The following is a 16,584-nucleotide window of genomic DNA, read 5'->3' on the forward strand; positions in this document are numbered from 1 at the left end:
GGGAAAACCGTGCTGCCGGCACAGTCGGTGGGCGCGGCGTCAGAGCAGGCGGAGGACAGGGTGTTGGCAGACGATCCCGACCGTCCCGACCAGGTCCCGCCCCCGGTGGTCGGGGAGACGGACGGTCTGGACAAGGTCGAGGCGAAGGCGGAGGCCGAGGCCGACGGGGACAGCGACGAGCTGGACCCGGACGCCGCCGAGCTGGTCGCGGACATCGTCGGCGACCTCGCCGACACCGCGGCGGACGAGGACGCGGAGCACGCGGCCGCGCCGGAGCCGCATGTCTGGGGCGGCGGCCGGCCGACCCCGCAGCGGCACGGCGCGCCGGACCGCGAGGCGGCCAGGGCGCTGTTCGTCCAGCTCTCCGCACTGGAGAAGGACTCGCCGGAACGGGTGGAGCTGCGCAACCAGCTGGTCCGGATGCACATCCCGCTGGTGGAGCACCTGGCCCGGCGGTTCCGCAACCGCGGCGAGCCGCTGGACGACCTGACCCAGGTCGCCACCATCGGACTGATCAAGTCGGTGGACCGGTTCGACGTGGACCGCGGCGTGGAGTTCTCCACCTACGCCACCCCCACCATCGTCGGCGAGATCAAGCGCCACTTCCGCGACAAGGGCTGGGCGGTGCGGGTCCCGCGCCGGCTCCAGGAACTGCGGCTCTCGCTCACCACGGCCACCGGCGAGCTCTCCCAGCAGCACGGCCGCTCGCCCACCGTGCACGAGCTGGCCGAGCGCCTCGGCATCACCGAGGAGGAGGTGCTGGAGGGGCTGGAGTCCGCCAACGCCTACAGCACCCTCTCCCTGGACGTCCCGGACACCGACGACGAGTCGCCGGCCGTGGCGGACACCCTGGGGGCGGAGGACGACGCGCTGGAGGGGGTGGAGTACCGCGAGTCGCTCAAGCCGCTGCTGGCCCAGCTGCCGCAGCGGGAGCAGCGGATCCTGGTGCTGCGCTTCTTCCGGAACATGACCCAGTCCCAGATCGCCTCCGAGGTGGGCATCTCCCAGATGCACGTCTCCCGGCTGCTGGCCAGGACGCTGGCCCAGCTCCGGGACAAGCTGCTGCTGGAGGAGTAGGCCGGCCCGCGGTAAGGACGGCGCGGGCGGCGCGGACTGCTACTTGCCGTACCCCGCAGGCCACAGCGTCTCCGTGGTCCGCGGGTGCAGCAGCAGGACGATGCCGCAGATCCCGGCCAGGCCGACCAGGACGCCGACCGGGATCTGCAGGCCGCCGTTCTGGAAGGTGAAGTAGGTGACGGCCAGGCACAGGGTGTCCACCAGCACCGCCGGGCTGCGCCCCCAGCGCTTCAGCCGCAGCAGCGCCCGCCCGGCGAACAGCGGCAGCAGGCCGAGCAGCAGCACGATGAACCCGCCGAACTCGGTGAGCCCGACCCCCGTGTGGGTGTGCGTCACCAGCCCCTCGATCATCAGGTAGACGCCGTAGGCGGTGAGCAGGACTCCCTGGGCGACCGCTATGGCCGCACCGGCCGTCAGCGTCCAGGGTCGGGCCGCCGCGGAGGCCGGGGCGGCGGAGGCGGTACGGGCATTGAGCGGGGCGTCGGCAGTCACCTCACCAGGCTAGCCGCCCCGGCGGCGGCCCCGGTCGGGCCCTCCCCCTTCCGGCTCCCCCTTTCCGTTCTCCATACCTGCCGGTAGGTAAGCTGACGGTATGCGTGCGCTCCTGGTCGTCAACCCGAAGGCGACCACCACCAGCGGCCGGACCAAGGACGTGCTCGCCCACGCCCTGGCCAGCGACCTGAAACTGGAGGTCGTGGCCACCGAGTACCGGGGCCACGCCCGCGATCTGGCCCGGGACGCCGCCGCGTCCGGCAGCGTGGACCTGGTGGTGTCGCTGGGCGGCGACGGCACGGTGAACGAGGTCGTCAACGGACTGCTCTCGGACGGACCCTCCGAACACCTGCCCAGACTCGCCGTGGTGCCCGGCGGTAGCACCAATGTGTTCGCCCGCGCCCTCGGTCTGCCCAACGATCCGGTGGAGGCGACCGGAGTACTGCTGGACGCCCTCGCCTCGAAACGGGAGCGGACCGTCGGCCTCGGCCGGGCGGTGACCGAGGGCCTCCCGGAGCGCTGGTTCACCTTCACCGCCGGCTTCGGTTTCGACGCCGGCGTGGTCGGCCGGGTCGAACAGCACCGGCGCAGCGGCAAGCGGTCCACTCACGCGCTTTACATCAACCAGGCGGTCCGCCACTACTTCGGTGAGCGGGAGCACCGCAAAGCGGGCCCGATCACTCTCCGCATCCCCGGCGCGGAACCGGTCGAGGGCTTGGTGGTGTCCATAGTGGCGAACACCTCGCCCTGGACCTTCCTGGGCAACCGCCCGGTCTACGCCTCACCCGAGGCGACGTTCGACACGGATCTGGACCTCTTCGGGATGACGAAGATGTCACTCCTGCAGACCCTTCGAACGATCCCCCAGCTCCTGGACGGTTCCGGGAGGGGTCCGCGGGGCAAACACGTGGTCGCTTACCACGACCTCCGGGAATTCACCTTGCATTCGCAGGAAACGCTGCCATTTCAGGTCGACGGAGACCACCTTGGAGAGCGGAACCAAGTCAGCTTCTCAGGCGTACGTCGCGCACTGCGTGTGATTGTGTGATCAGAAGGGCCTTGCGCCCTTCTTCTCGAACGCGCGACCCGCTTCACTCCATAGAAGTACAGGGTGTGACCTAGCAGACACCGACGAATCAAAAATTCCTTCCCGATAGGGGTTGTATCCGGAGTCGAGGTTTGCGAACCTTTACATGGCGATCGGGACGGACCGTTACCGGAGACCCGCCTGATTCGCCCGAATCCACTGCAACGTCGCAGGCATCCGCACGCCGACCCACCCGTTGGCCGCGCACCTGCCACAGGGTTCGTGAAAGCGTTCACATTCACAAGCCACCGATGAGCCGCGGGACATCCCCGTCGGCTGGAGGAGTTGGATCATCATGGACTGGCGCCACCGCGCTGTCTGCCGGGAAGAAGACCCCGAGCTGTTCTTCCCCATCGGCAACACGGGGCCCGCCCTGCTGCAGATCGAGGAAGCGAAGGCCGTCTGCCGTCGCTGCCCGGTCATGGAGAGCTGCCTGCAGTGGGCCCTGGAGACCGGTCAGGACGCCGGCGTCTGGGGCGGAATGAGCGAGGACGAGCGTCGTGCGATGAAGCGTCGCGCCGCCCGCAACCGCGCACGCACCGCCTGACGCACCGTCCGGCAGACAGAACTTCCTGCCTGGGGGACGCACCACCGCACCGCCCGCACCACGCACCACTTCTCGATCAGCACGTGATCAGGTGCCGAACGGCACTTTCCGAGGCAACGCACCGATCGCGGCGCTCGTCGGCCCCGACAGTTTGATACCGTCGGAGACGAGGGCAGCCGCCCGTGCGAAGCACGCGGGCACCGCCCGCACCCAGAGCCCCTGCTCCGGCCGACTCCCCCCGACGGCCGGAGCAGGCTTGAGAGGCCCTGTCGACCCTCCCCCCCGGTCGGCAGGGCCTCGTTCTGTCTCCTGCCCGACTGCTCAACTCCACTGCGCCACAGGGTTTCCCAGCCAGCGGGTGCCGGTCGGCAGGGTCTCGCCGCGCATCACCAGCGAGGCCGGGCCGACCACCGCGCCGTCCCCCACCGCCGCACCCAGCAGCACGATCGAGTGCGGTCCGACGGTCGCCCCGGCCCCGATGTCAACGCCGTCCATCCGCATCAGCCGATCGTGGAAGAGATGCGTCTGCAGCACCACCCCGCGATTGACCGAGCAGCCCTCCCCCAGACGGACCAGGTCCGTCTCCGGCAGCCAGTGGGTCTCGCACCACACCCCGCGGCCGATCCGCGCGCCCAGACTGCGCAGCCAGACGGTGAGGAAGGGCGTCCCCAGCAGGGAGCCGCCGAGCCAGGGCATCGCCAGCTCCTCGACGAAGACGTCGAACAGCTCGTTGCGCCAGACGAAGGAACTCCACAGCGGCTGCCGCCCCTTGCGGAACCGGCCCAGCAGCAGCCATTTGGCCGCAGTGGTGAGCAGGCAGGCGCCCACGCCGCAGCACAGCAGCAGCACGCCGCAGCCGAGCGCACAGACCGTCAGACCGTCCCGGCCCAGCAGTTCCTGGAGTCCGGCCACGGCCAGGTCGCCCAGCAGCACGGTCAGCGCCAGGGGTCCGAGGCGGCACAGTTCCACCGCCGCCCTGGCCAGTACCAGCCGGCGCGGCGGGTCGTAGGTGCGGGCCGCGTCCCCGGACTCGGCGACCCGCGGGATGCCGAAGCCGGGCCGCCCCAGCCAGGAAGCCCCCGTCTCGACCCGGCCCGCCGGGGGGACGTCGGAGAGCACGCCCACCAGCGAGTCGGCCGGCAACTGCCGTCCCGGGCCGACGATCCCCGAGTTCCCGACGAAGGACCGCCGCCCGACCGAGGCGGTGCCCAGCCGCAACCAGCCGCCGCGGACCTGGAACGGGGCGAGCAGGGTGTCGTCGGCCAGGAAGGCGTAGTCGTCCACCCGGGTCAGCCCGGGCAGCGCGAGCACGGTGGACGCCTCCACCCGGCGGCCGACCCTGGCGCCGAGCAGCCGCAGCCAGGCCGGCGTGGCCAGCGAGGCGTACAGCGGGAACAGCAGCGAGCGGGCCGAACCCATCAGCTGGTGGACCGCCCAGACGCTCCACCCGGTGCGGCCCACGGCGGGGTGCAGCCCCTGGGTGACGGACCGTGAGAGCAGCCGGACCAGGCCGGCCAGCAGCAGGGCGTACAGGCCCAGGGTGAACAGGGCCAGCGGCACCGAGGAGAACAGCAGCCGGTCGAACACGCTGGTCCAGCTGGGGTCCCGGCCCATCAGCAGGTAGAGCAGCAGCGCCCCGGGCGCGGCGGCGGCCAGCGGCAGCAGTTGCAGCAGCGGCAGCGACAGCGCGTACGCGGCGTGCCAGCGGCGACGGTGGCCCGGGGGGAGGGCCGGGGCGGCGGCCGGCCAGCCCGGCCCGTCGGACCCCGGGGCCGCGCCGTCCGGACGGGCCGGCGAGCCGTGCCAGCGGGCCCAGGCGGGAACGGCTCCGGTGACGCAGCTGCCGGCGGCGACCTCGGCTCCCGGGCCGACCTCGGCACCGGGCATCAGCGTGGACCTGGTGCCGATCCTGGCGCCCGCGCCGACCGAGACGGCGCCCAGGTGCAGCCGGTCCCCCTCCAGCCACCACCCCGCCGCGTCCACCTCGGGTTCCAGCGAGCACCCCGGGCCGAACTCGGCCAGCCCGGTGACCGGCGGCATGGTGTGCAGATGGACGTCCTCGCCGACCCGGCAGCCGAGCATCCTGGCGTAGCGGCCGGCCAGCGGGGTGCCCAGCACGGCGGCCACGTTGAAGACGCCGACCAGGCGTTCGGCGGTCCACAGCCGCAGGTGCGCCGGGCCGCCGCGCGGATAGGTCCCCGGCCGCAGGCCCCGGGTCAGCAGCCGGGCGCCGGCCGCCCCGATCACGGTGCGCCCGAGGGCGCTGGAGAGCAGCAGCCAGCCGCCGGCGATCAGCCACCAGGAGGTGCGCTGGGTCCAGGGCAGCGAGGAGGGCAGCAGATTGTCGAGGGCGGCGAGGGCGAGCACCCAGCGCAGTCCGCCCAGGGTGTGCAGCAGCACCAGCACGGCCCCCTGGTAGAGACCGGTCCAGCCGCGGCCGGCGGCGGGTGCGGGCGCCGGTGCGGGCCGGCCGGCACGGCCGGAACGGTCCGCGGCGGGGTCCTCCGCAGGCCGGTCCTGGCCCGCCCCGGTGCCGCCCCCGTCCAGGTACGCGGCGAGTTCGTCCAGCCGGGGCTGCCGGTAGAGGTCGGCCACCGAGAGGCCGGGGTGCCGCTGCCGCAGCAGCGAGACCAGCTTCGCGGCGGCCAGGCTGGTGCCGCCCAGCGCGAAGAAGTCGCTGTCCGGGCCCGGGTCGACGCCGAGCAGGTCGCGCCACTGCCCGGCGAGCCGGGCGGCGGTGCCGTGCAGCGCGGCCCCCGGGCCGGGGTCCTCGGTCCGGGGCAGCGGCCAGGGCAGCGCCTTGCGGTCCACCTTGCCCGAGGTCCTGGTCGGCAGTTCGGGCAGTTCCGCCAGCACCGGCACCAGCGCCGCCGGCAGCCGCCGCCGGAGCAGCTTCCGCAGCAGCGCCAGATCCAGCAGCCCCGGTCCTGACCCGTCGTCAGCACCGGTGTCCCGTCTGGCCGCCGGCACCAGGTAGCCGACCAGCAGCTGGCCGCCGGCCGCCGTCTCCCGCACCGCCGCGGCCGCCGCGCCGACGCCGGGGAGGGCGGCCAGTGCGGCGTCGACCTCGCCCAGCTCGATCCGCCGACCGCCCAGCTTGACCTGCTCGTCGGCGCGGCCGACGAAGGCCAGGCCGTCCGGATCGGCCCGGACCAGGTCGCCGCTGCGGTAGACCCGGGCCCCCGGGATGGCCGGGTGGGACTGGAACTTCTCCGCGTCCCTGGACCGGTCCAGATAGCGCGCCGTGCCGACCCCGGCGATCAGCAGTTCTCCGGTGCCGCCCCAGGGGACCGGGTGTCCGGCCGGGTCCACCACCGCGATCTGCCAGCCGTCCAGGGGGGTGCCGATGCGCACCGGCTGTCCGGCCCGCATCCGTGCCGCGCAGGCCACCACGGTGGTCTCGGTCGGACCGTAGGTGTTCCAGAACTCCCGCCCCGGCACGTCCAGGCGCTGCACCAGTTCGGCCGGGCAGGCCTCGCCGCCGACGATCAGCAGCCGGACCGCGTCCAGGTCCTCGGCCGGCCAGAGCGCGGCCAGGGTCGGCACCGTGGACACCACGGTGATGCCGCGCCGGACCAGCCAGGGACCGAGCTCGGCCCCGGTCCGGACCAGCGCCCGGGGCGCCGGCACCAGGCAGGCGCCGTGCCGCCAGGCCAGCCACATCTCCTCGCAGGAGGCGTCGAAGGCCACCGAGAGTCCGGCCAGCACCCGGTCGCCGCGGCCCAACGGCGCGTCCCGGAGGAAGAGTTCGGCCTCCGCGTCGACGAAGGCCGCCGCCGAGCGGTGGGTGACGGCGACGCCCTTGGGACGTCCGGTGGTGCCGGAGGTGAAGATCACCCAGGCGTCGTCCCCCGGCGTCGGCGGGCCGCTCCGCGCCCTCGGCGCGGCGGCCCCGGGCCCGTCCAGCAGCGCGCCGCCGGCACCGAGGACCACCCGCACCCCGGCGTCCTGCCAGATGGACTCGGCCCGCTCGTCCGGGTCGTCCACGTCCACCGGGACGTAGGCGGCGCCGGCTCTGAGCACGCCGAGGATGGCCAGGTACAGCTCCGCCGTCCCGGACGGCACCCGCACGCCGACCCGGTCGCCGGGGCCCACCCCGCGCCGGACCAGCCGGGCCGCCGTCGCGTCGGCCGCCTCCCGCAGCGTCCGGTAGTCCAGGACGGTGCCGTCCGCGTCCAGGGCGGGCGCCAGCGGCGAGCTCCGCACGGTGGCGTCGAGGACGTCCAGCAGGGTGCGGGCCGGCGCTGCGGGCCGCACCGGCCAGGCGGCCTGAGGGTGCGGCAGCGCTGCCGCGGGGGGTGCCACAATCTGGGGTTCCACGTGCCGCGCTCTCGTCAGGTGCCAGAGGGTCCAGGCTCATAGGGACTGACGAGCGGAGTGGGCTTTGAGTATGGAAGAACCGCGCAAAAAAACGGTAAATCCAGTTTTATCGTTACGAGTAGCACTCAAATGTACGATTACGGCGCAGTGCTTCCGACCGGGACCTCCAGCACCACCCGGGTCCCGCCGGTCTCCCCCGGCACCATGTCGAAGCTGCCGCCCAGTTCCCCGACCACCAGCGTCCTGACGATCTGCAGCCCGAGGTTGCCGCCCCGCTGCGGGTCGAAGCCCTCCGGCAGGCCGACGCCGTCGTCGACCACCGTGATCAGCAGCTGCTCCTCGCCGCGACTGCCGCCGGCCGCCCAGCTGTTGCCCCAGCCGGCATCGGCCGCCGGCATCCGCCCCCGCACCGCACGCACCGTCACCTGGCCGCCGGCCTTGGGCCCGTAGGCGTGTTCCAGCGCGTTCTGCAGGATCTCGGTGAGCACCATCGCCAGCGGGGTGGCCACATCGGCCGACAGGATGCCGAAGCTGCCGCTGCGGCGCGCGGTCACCCGACCGTCCTGGGACAGCTCCATCACCATCGCCAGCACCCGGTCCGCGATCTCGTCGAAGGCCACGTGCTCGTCCAGGTTCTGCGACAGCGTCTCGTGGACGATCGCGATGGAGCCGACCCGGCGCACGGCCTCGTCCAGCGCGCCGCGGGCGGCGTCGTTCTCCATCCGGCGGGACTGCAGCCGCAGCAGGGCCGCGACGGTCTGCAGGTTGTTCTTCACCCGGTGGTGGATCTCCCGGATGGTGGCGTCCTTGGTCATCAGCTCGCGCTCGCGCCGCCGCAGCTCGGTGACGTCGCGCAGCAGCACCAGCGAGCCGATGTGGTCCCCCTTCGGCTTCAGCGGGATGGCCCGCAGCTGCACCACCCCGTCGCCGGACTCGACCTCGGTCTGCCGCGGCGCCCAGCCGCTGGCCAGCTTGACCAGGGCCTCGTCGACCGGGCCGCGGGACGGCGGGGCCAGCTCGGCGGTGGTCTTGCCCAGGTGCAGGCCGACCAGGTCGGCGTTGAGGCCGAGCCGGTGGTAGGCGGAGAGGGCGTTCGGGCTGGCGTAGGTGACCACCCCGTCCGCGTCGAGGCGGATCATGCCGTCGCCGACCCGGGGGGAGGCGTCCATGTCGGTCTGCTCGCCGGGGAACGGGAACGACCCCGCGGCGATCATCTGGGCCAGGTCGGAGGCGCTCTGCAGATAGGTGAGCTCCAGCCGGCTGGGGGTGCGCACGGTCAGCAGGTTGGTGTTGCGGGCGATCACGCCCAGCACCCGTCCCTCGCGCCGGACCGGGATCGACTCGACCCGGACCGGGACGTCCTCGCGCCACTCCGGGTCGCCCTCGCGGACGATCCGGCCCTCGTCCAGCGCCACGTCCAGCATCGGGCGGCGGCCCCGCGGCACCAGGTGGCCGACCATGTCGTCCTGGTAGGAGGTCGGACCGGTGTTGGGGCGCATCTGCGCCAGCGACACGTACCGGCTGCCGTCGCGGGTGGGCACCCACAGCACCAGGTCGGCGAAGGAGAGGTCGGAGAGCAGCTGCCACTCGGACACCAGCAGGTGGATCCACTCCACGTCGGCGCTGTCCAGGTTGGTGTGGTGGCGCACCAGCTCATTGAGGGAAGGCATTCACCGAGCGTATCCGGTTCCTGCACCGATTCCGCTGCTCAGTGGGGATGGACAACGCAATTGGTCTAGTCCACAATGGAACTGCACCAAGGGAGGACCCACCGCGCTATCTGCCCTGACCGCGCACCGGGACCTTCCGCTTGATGAGAGTCGGCCTGACCGTCCCGCGCCTCCGGGCCCGCACACCCGCCGCGCGGAGACACCAGCCACCGACCATGCCTCGGGCCGCGGTGCCGGACAGGTTGAGGGTCCTGTCCCGGCGCCACGGCCCTTGTGCGTTCCCGGCAGCTTGCGTTCCCGGCAGTTTGGTCCCCGGAAGCGGTGCCGGCGCGGTCAGCCCTGGCTGAGCCGCGAGGCCAGCTTGGCGTCGGCCGCCTTGGCGGCCGCCTGCGGGTCCTTGCCCTGCAGGATCGGGGTGAGGAACAGCGTGGTGATCGGGTTCGGCGTGTTCTCCACGTTCCCCCAGTTCGGGACGAGCGGGGTGAAGCCGGCGGTGGCCGCCTCCTCGGACGCCGCGGCCGCGTAGGCGTTGCCCTTGATCGCCGGGTAGAGCTTCGCCTTGTTCGGCAGGAACCCGGACAGCTTGGCGAAGAGGCCCTCGTTGGTGTCGTTGAGTGCGATCTTCAGAAAACCCAGGGCCAGGTCGGGGTTGACCGAGTTGGTCGCGACGGCGAGGTTGGAGCCGCCGAAGAAGGTCTTGGCCGGCTTGTCCGGGGTGGCGCCGGGGATGGGGAACCAGCCGATCTGGCCGGCCAGTTTGGGGTTGTCCTTGATCGCCGCGCTCTCCTCGTACCCCATCGCGATCATCGAGGCGACATCGCCCTTGGCGAAGACCCCGGACTCCAGCGGATGCGACTCGTCCTGGTCCACCGGGGCCGCGCCGAAACCGTTCAGCGTCTTGAACAGCTGGGCGGCCTGGAGCGCCTGGGGGCTGCCCAGGTCGCCGACCCAGCGGCTGTTCTGCTCGGTGAGGATGTCCGCCCCGGCGTCCTGGAGGAAGCCGTCGAAGGCGTACCAGTTCTGGCCGGGCAGATAGAGCGCCGACTTCACCCCGGTGGTCTGCTTCAGCTTGGCCAGGTCGGTCAGCCACTCGGACATGGTGGTCGGCGGGGTGACCCCGGCGCGCGCCCAGAGCGTCTTGTTGTACATCACCGCGCGGCTGCCGGCGTACCAGGGCGCGGCGAACTGCTTCCCGCCGACCAGCGTCGACTTGTTCATCGACGGGGTCCAGTCCGCGCCGCCCAGCTGCGCCTTGTACTTGTCGAGGTCCATCAGGCCGCCGGTGGAGGCGTAGTACGCGGTCTGGGTGTTGCCGATGTCGAAGATGTCCGGCGGATCCACCAGCGAGAGCGCGGTGGTCACGGTCGCCTGGATGTCGGTCCACTGCTTGGTCTGGAAGTCCACCGTGGCGCCCGGGTACTGCTGCTCGAACTGCGCCTTCACCGAGGCCATCCAGCTCGGCAGGTCGTCCCCGGCCATCAGCCAGACCACCAGCTTCTTGCCCTGGTTCGAGTCGGCCGCACTCCCGGCCCCGCCCGAACCTCCCCCACTGCACGCACTCGCGCCGACCATGACCACGGCCGTACCCAGTGCGGCGACCAACCGCCGACGGTTCACGCCATCCCCTCCTGGGACCCCAGGCTGCCCGGACCCCGCGCGGCAATTCATCCCGGGTTCGCCCCCGCCCCCGGACGCAACGGTGTCGGCGCCGATGAAATACACCAAAGGCCTTGCATAATGCGCACGCCCAATTCACGGCCGAATCGCACTTGGCATAGACCAATTTCCGGAGTCTGGACCTCGGCGCGCACTCCGGTCAAGGAAAGGCAACCCCTGCGCGGCAAGGTGTTACCGGACCGACACCTCAGCGGCGATGCGCCCCGACTGTCCCTGTTTGCAGGGGTTTTGTGATCCTGACTGGTCCAGTCCTACCCCTGGCGTCCATCTGCGGCCACCCCGCTTGTCAAGCGTTGGTAACGGCTTGGCTCAGGCTGTCGAGAACTCTTGACGCTCCACATTGGTCCATGCCAATCTCCGATCACTGGTCTACACCAATCAGGTAGCTGCGTCGGAGCGACTGGCGCGGAATTCACAATTCCGCGCGGTCTCGGGCCGGTGCGGAAGCCACAGCTCCACCAGCACCACGCGAAGACGGCACAACCCCCATTGAGCACCTCACTCCAGGCACGGTCAAGCTCAGGAACACCTCCGAGACCGAACCGGTGCCCTCTCTCGCTCATCCCTCAGGAGGATGTTTTGAAGCGCAAGATCGCAGTCGCCGCGGCACTCGCCAGCGTGCTCACGGCCGCCGCCTGTTCCTCTTCTTCGACCGCCGGAAGCTCCAAGCAGGCCACCCTGAGCACGGACGGCAAGGGCAAGACCATCAACGTCTGGCTGATGCAGGACGCCCAGAAGGGCTGGCCGGGGGTTGTCGACGCGGCGAAGAAGCAGTTCACCGCCGAGACCGGTGCCAACGTCAACATCCAGTGGCAGACCTGGACCAACTACAGCACCAAGCTCGACACCGCGCTGCTCTCCGGCAACGCCCCCGACGCGCTGGAGCTGGGCAACACCCAGACCGCCAAGTACATCGCGGCCAACTCCTTCGTGGACCTGTCCAGCGTCAAGGACAAGTTCGACAACTCGTCCAGCTGGCTGGACTCGCTGGCCGCCTCCGGCCAGAGCGCGGACCACACCAAGACCTACGCGATCCCGTACTACGCGGGCGCCCGCATCATGATCTACCGCAAGGACCTGTTCGCCGCGGCCGGCGTCACCACGCCGCCCACCACCCTGGACGAGCTGACCGCCGACCTGACCAAGGTCAAGGCCGCCAACTCCAAGGTCCCGAACTTCTCCGCGCTCTACCTGCCGGGCAAGAACTGGTACACCGCCGTCTCCTTCGGCGCGGGCACCTACGGCGTCAACAACGTCATCGCCAAGTCCGACGGCTCCAAGTTCACCGGCACGCTCACCGACCCGACGTTCATCCAGGGCATCCAGACCTGGGACACCCTGCAGAAGAACTTCTCGTCCGGCGGCACCACCGTGGACGAGACCACCCAGGACGCGCTGATGGCCAAGGGCAACATCGCCGCCATCATCGGCAACGGCTGGGAGGTCGGCTCGGTCACCGACCCGAAGACCGGTGACCCGTCCCTGGCGTCCAAGCTCGGCACCATCGCCGTCCCCGGCACCACCGCCGGCCAGCCGACCCCCGCCTTCCTCGGCGGCTCCGACCTGGCCGTCCCGACCCACGCCGCCAACCCGGGCCTGGGCGCCGAGTTCCTGCGCATCTTCACCAACACCGCGCAGCAGACCGCGCTGGCGAAGTTCGCCATCCCGAACAACAAGACCCTGCTGCCGACCTACGAGGCCGTCAGCGACGTCAACAAGGCCGCCGGTGCGGCCGCCAACGGCAAGACCTGGTTCATCCCGAACTCCCAGTTCTGGAGCCAGGCCTCCGACGAGGTCGCGCTGCAGACCGCCTTCAGCGCCATCGCCGCCGGCGGAGACCCGACGGCTGCCCTGACCACCGCCCAGACCACCATCATCGGTGACCTGAACGGCGGCTGAAACGCCTGATCGCGGGTCCGGCCCCCTCGGGCACCTCCGAGCGGGCCGGGCCCGCGGCCACTGAGCGCACCCAGGGCAGCCGGTGGAGCGTCTACCGGCTGCCCGCCCCATGCGCGCATGCTCCTTCAGTCAGCACCACGTCGGTGAGCAAGACCCAGTTTCAAAGGCTCCGGGGAAGGACCCTGATGAGTGTGATCGATTCCGACCGTCCAACGGCGAGCGCCGGTCGGCAGGACGCGTCCCCGAAGTCCCGATGGCTGAGCAGACGGGGTGTCGCCGACGGCTACATGCCGTACGTGCTGATCGTCCCGGCAGTCGTGGTGATGCTGGGCGTGATCGGCTACCCGATCTTCAAGCTGATCCAGCTGTCGTTCCAGAACGTCAACGCCTACCTCTACCTGGCCGCGCCGGCCCTGGTCCGCTACATCGGCTTCGACGGGTTCACCAAGGTCCTCAGCGACCCGACCTTCTGGCAGTCGGTCGAGCGCAGCGTGCTGCTGACCGTCGAGGTGGTGGTCCTCTCCATCGGCCTCGGCCTGGCCTTCGCGGTGCTGCTCAACCGGGTGTCCAACTGGGCCAAGGTCACCGTGGTCACCGTGCTGATGTTCGTCTGGGCCATCCCCGCCCTGGTCTCCGGAACGGTCTTCTCCTGGCTGTTCAACAACACCGGCGGCGTCGTCGACTACATCTGCTACGAGCTCGGCGGCAAGGGGATGCTGGACCACAACTGGTTCGCCAACCCCACCCAGGGCCTGTACGTGGTGGTCGCCGCCTGCGTGGTCTGGGGCGCGCTGCCGTTCCTGGTGATCGGCCTGAACGCGGCGATGACCCAGGTGCCCAAGGAACTGGTCGAGGCCTCCAAGATCGACGGCGCCTCCCCGTGGCAGAGCTTCCGGCACGTGGTGATCCCGGTGATCCGGCCGTTCCTGCTGCTCTCCACCGCGCTCAGCTTCATCTGGGACTTCCAGGTGTTCGCCCAGATCTGGGCGCTCCGCCAGAACTCGCCGGAGCCGGGCTACCAGACCATCGGCGTCTACCTGTACGCGCAGGGCGTGGCCAGCAGCCACTACAGCCGGAGCGCGGTGGTCTCCATCGCGATGATCGTGCTGATGCTCGGCGTCCTGGTGTTCTACATCCGCCAGGTCATCAAGATCGGAGAGCAGGACTGATGGCTTTCACCTCGTCGCAAAAGGCCGTGTCCACCCGGCTCCCCAAGCCGCTCAAGGCGTCCAAGGAGAGCCGCTCCGAACGGCCCGCCAACCAGAACCGCTGGATGACCGGCGCCTGGAACACCGTCGCCATCGGCTTCGCCGTGGTGATGGGCTTCCCGATCTACTGGGCGGCGCTGACCACGGTCAAGTCCAACCGGGACCTGCTCTCGCAGAACCCGACCTTCTGGCCCAGGCACTTCGACCTCGGCAGCTACAGCACCATCTTCAACGACCCCGACCTGCCGACCGCGCTGGAGAACACCGCGATCATCACGGTCGGCGCGGTGATAGCCGGTCTGCTGGTGGGCCTGCTGGCCGCCATCGCGGTGGCCCGGTTCCGGTTCCGCGGCCGCAACTTCTTCATCGTCACCATGCTGGTGGTGCAGATGGTGCCGCTGCTGTCGCTGATCATCCCGCTGTTCCTGATCCTCAAGAACATCGGCCTCTACAACACCCTGTTCGGCGTGATCATCGCCTACCTGGTGTTCACCATCCCCTACGTGGTGTGGACGCTGCGCTCCTTCATCGTCAACATCCCCAAGGAACTGGACGAGGCCGCCATGGTGGACGGCTGCACCCGCTGGGGCGCCTTCTTCCGGGTGGTGCTGCCGCTGACCGTCCCCGGCCTGGTCACCACCGGCGTCTACTGCTGGATCCAGGCGTGGAACGAGTTCATCATCGCCAACACCATGCTGTCGGACAACAACACCCACACCGGCATGGTCTGGCTGACCGGCTACTCCGCGGGCCCCACCCACGCAGCCGACTACGGGGCGCAGATGGCGGGCTCGCTGCTGATCTCACTGCCCGTGATCATCCTCTTCGTCATCTTCCAGAAGCGGGTGGCCTCCGGTCTCACCGCCGGCGCCGTCAAGGGCTGACCGGACCGTCGGCCCCACCGACCGACACCCGTATCTGCACGCACCTGAGCTGTACGCATCAAGACATGCAAGGAAGGAACCATGACGAATCCCGGCCCGGACACCGTCCAACTCCTCGCGGACGCCGGCGCGGTGCTCCAGCCGGGGTTCACCGGCCTCACCGCTCCCGACTGGGTGCGGCACCGCCTGGAGACCGGTGAGCTCGGCGGTGTCGCCCTGTTCGGGCGCAACATCGCCGACCACGAGCAGGTCGCCGCGCTCACCTCCTCGCTGTACGCGCTCAACCCCGACCTGCTGATCGCCACCGACGAGGAGGGCGGCGACGTCACCCGGCTGGAGGTGATGACCGGCTCCTCCTACCCGGGCAACCAGGCCCTGGGCGCGATCGACGACATCGAGCTCACCGAGGACGTCGCCCGCTCCATCGGCATCGACCTGGCCGCGGCCGGGATCAACCTCAACTACGCGCCGGACGCCGATGTCAACTCCAACCCGGACAACCCGGTCATCGGGGTGCGCTCCTTCGGCGGCGACGGCGAACTGGCGGCCCGTCACACCGCCGCCTACATCCGGGGCCTGCAGTCGGCCGGCGTGGCCGCCTGCGCCAAGCACTTCCCCGGCCACGGCGACACCGCCGCCGACACCCACCTCGGCCTGCCCAGGATCGACCTGCCGCTGGACGTCTTCGGCGCCCATCTGGCGCCGTTCCGCGCCGCGGTCGCCGCCGGAGTGAAGTCGATCATGACGGCGCACATCCTGTTCCCGGCCTACGACACCGACCTGCCGGCCACCATGTCCCGGGCCATCCTGACCGACCTGCTGCGCAAGGACCTCGGCTACGACGGGCTGATCGTCACCGACGGCATCGAGATGGGCGCCATCTCCGGCACCCACGGGATAGCCGAGGGCACCGTCAAGGCCATCGCCGGCGGCGCCGACGCCATCTGCGTCGGCGGCGGGCTCCAGGACGAGGCCACCTTCCTGTACCTCCGCGACGCCCTGATGTGGGCGGTCCGCGAGGGCCGGATCGCCGAGGAGCGGCTGCACGAGGCCGCCGAGCGCAACCGCGCGGTGGCCCGCTGGTCCGCCGGGGTCAGGGCGCAGCACGCCGCCACCGCCGTGCCCGACATCGGCCTCACGGCCGCCCGCCGCGCGCTGCGGGTCAGCGGCGAGCTGCGCCCGGTCGACGGCGTGCCGCACGTGGTCGAGTTCTCCCCGGCCGCCAACTTCGCGGTGGGCGACGAGACCGCCTGGGGCCTGGCCGCGCCGCTCGGCAAGCTGATCCCCGGCACCACCGTCACCCGGGTCGGCGCACCGGCTTCGACGCTGCAGAGCGCCGGACTGCTGCGGGCCACCGTGGACGACGCCGAGGGCCGGGTGGACACCACCCCGCTGCTCGGCGCCGCGGTCGGCCGCCCGCTCGTCATCGTGGTGCGCGACCTGCACCGCTACGCATGGATGAAGCGCGCGGCACTGGAGTTGACGGCGGCCAGGCCGGACGCGGTGGTCGTGGAGATCGGCACCGCCTACGGGCTGGAGGAGACCTTCTCGGGACGCGGAGTGACCGTGCTCACCACCTACGGCGGAGCCCGGGTGTGCGGCATCGCCGCGGCCGAGGCCCTTGCCGGACCGGGCACGGGCGCGGTCCGGGTCGCCTGAACACAGCGGACACCGGAGCCGCGGGGACACCTTCGGCGGACCCGGCATGTCACCATGAGTGCCG

General features: G+C 71.0%; 11 protein-coding genes. 7 read left to right on the plus strand and 4 right to left on the minus strand.

Annotated features, from left to right (window positions below; all coding sequences use genetic code 11):
• Positions 1–63: 63 nt before the first annotated feature.
• Positions 64–1,077: an RNA polymerase sigma factor SigF gene (locus tag IF29_RS0121535; RefSeq protein ID WP_380524887.1), complete on the plus strand. Its 1,014-nt coding sequence runs from the start codon at positions 64–66 to the stop codon at positions 1,075–1,077.
• A gap of 39 nt (positions 1,078–1,116) precedes the next feature.
• On the opposite strand, the gene IF29_RS43770 is transcribed toward IF29_RS0121535, so the two are convergent.
• Entirely contained in the window at positions 1,117–1,569 is a 453-nt protein-coding gene (locus IF29_RS43770) for a hypothetical protein (RefSeq protein ID WP_051725612.1), read from the minus strand.
• Between the two features lie 100 nt (positions 1,570–1,669).
• Between IF29_RS43770 and IF29_RS0121545 the strand changes: the two genes are divergently transcribed.
• Both IF29_RS0121545 and IF29_RS0121550 read left to right on the plus strand, forming a co-directional pair.
• Positions 1,670–2,617 carry a diacylglycerol/lipid kinase family protein gene (locus IF29_RS0121545; RefSeq protein WP_030257452.1) on the plus strand — a complete coding sequence of 316 codons (948 nt, stop codon included), beginning with the start codon at positions 1,670–1,672 and terminating at the stop codon, positions 2,615–2,617.
• 334 nt (positions 2,618–2,951) lie between these two features.
• The gene (locus IF29_RS0121550; protein ID WP_030257455.1) at positions 2,952–3,203 is read left to right on the plus strand and encodes a WhiB family transcriptional regulator; all 252 of its coding nucleotides are present in this window, start codon (positions 2,952–2,954) and stop codon (positions 3,201–3,203) included.
• A gap of 321 nt (positions 3,204–3,524) precedes the next feature.
• On the opposite strand, the gene IF29_RS0121555 is transcribed toward IF29_RS0121550, so the two are convergent.
• From IF29_RS0121555 to IF29_RS0121565, 3 genes are all read right to left on the minus strand, one after another.
• Positions 3,525–7,523: a Pls/PosA family non-ribosomal peptide synthetase gene (locus IF29_RS0121555; protein ID WP_380524885.1), complete on the minus strand. Its 3,999-nt coding sequence runs from the start codon at positions 7,521–7,523 to the stop codon at positions 3,525–3,527.
• Positions 7,524–7,660: 137 nt separating this feature from the next.
• Positions 7,661–9,193, minus strand: a complete 1,533-nt coding sequence (locus tag IF29_RS0121560; RefSeq protein ID WP_030257459.1) for a sensor histidine kinase — start codon at positions 9,191–9,193, stop codon at positions 7,661–7,663.
• Between the two features lie 333 nt (positions 9,194–9,526).
• On the minus strand, positions 9,527–10,810 hold the full coding sequence (locus IF29_RS0121565; RefSeq protein WP_030257462.1) for an extracellular solute-binding protein: 1,284 nt from the start codon (positions 10,808–10,810) through the stop codon (positions 9,527–9,529).
• A 639-nt stretch (positions 10,811–11,449) separates the two neighbouring features.
• Here IF29_RS0121565 and IF29_RS0121570 point away from each other — a divergent pair.
• The 4 genes from IF29_RS0121570 to IF29_RS0121585 all read left to right on the plus strand — a co-directional run bounded on the left by IF29_RS0121570 (position 11,450) and on the right by IF29_RS0121585 (position 16,520).
• Positions 11,450–12,769, plus strand: coding sequence for an extracellular solute-binding protein (locus tag IF29_RS0121570; protein WP_030257465.1), 1,320 nt, complete (start codon positions 11,450–11,452; stop codon positions 12,767–12,769).
• A gap of 185 nt (positions 12,770–12,954) precedes the next feature.
• Complete coding sequence (locus tag IF29_RS0121575; RefSeq protein WP_030257468.1) at positions 12,955–13,938, plus strand: carbohydrate ABC transporter permease; 984 nt, start codon at positions 12,955–12,957, stop codon at positions 13,936–13,938.
• Positions 13,938–14,861, plus strand: a complete 924-nt coding sequence (locus tag IF29_RS0121580) for a carbohydrate ABC transporter permease (RefSeq protein WP_030257470.1) — start codon at positions 13,938–13,940, stop codon at positions 14,859–14,861. The genes IF29_RS0121575 and IF29_RS0121580 overlap by 1 nt, the downstream gene beginning before the upstream one ends.
• An 81-nt stretch (positions 14,862–14,942) precedes the next feature.
• Complete coding sequence (locus IF29_RS0121585; protein ID WP_030257473.1) at positions 14,943–16,520, plus strand: glycoside hydrolase family 3 protein; 1,578 nt, start codon at positions 14,943–14,945, stop codon at positions 16,518–16,520.
• Positions 16,521–16,584 lie beyond the last annotated feature (64 nt).

Origin of the sequence: Streptacidiphilus jeojiense (genome assembly GCF_000719095.1) — a bacterium.
Classification (GTDB): Bacteria; Actinomycetota; Actinomycetes; order Streptomycetales; family Streptomycetaceae; genus Streptacidiphilus; species Streptacidiphilus jeojiensis.

Coding starts and splice junctions, on each gene's coding strand:
- IF29_RS0121545 (WP_030257452.1), top strand. CDS start 1,670: ATGCGTGCGCTCCTGGTCGTCAACCCGAAGGCGACCACCACCAGCGGC.
- IF29_RS0121550 (WP_030257455.1), top strand. CDS start 2,952: ATGGACTGGCGCCACCGCGCTGTCTGCCGGGAAGAAGACCCCGAGCTG.
- IF29_RS0121560 (WP_030257459.1), bottom strand. CDS start 9,193: ATGCCTTCCCTCAATGAGCTGGTGCGCCACCACACCAACCTGGACAGC.
- IF29_RS0121575 (WP_030257468.1), top strand. CDS start 12,955: ATGAGTGTGATCGATTCCGACCGTCCAACGGCGAGCGCCGGTCGGCAG.
- IF29_RS0121580 (WP_030257470.1), top strand. CDS start 13,938: ATGGCTTTCACCTCGTCGCAAAAGGCCGTGTCCACCCGGCTCCCCAAG.
- IF29_RS0121585 (WP_030257473.1), top strand. CDS start 14,943: ATGACGAATCCCGGCCCGGACACCGTCCAACTCCTCGCGGACGCCGGC.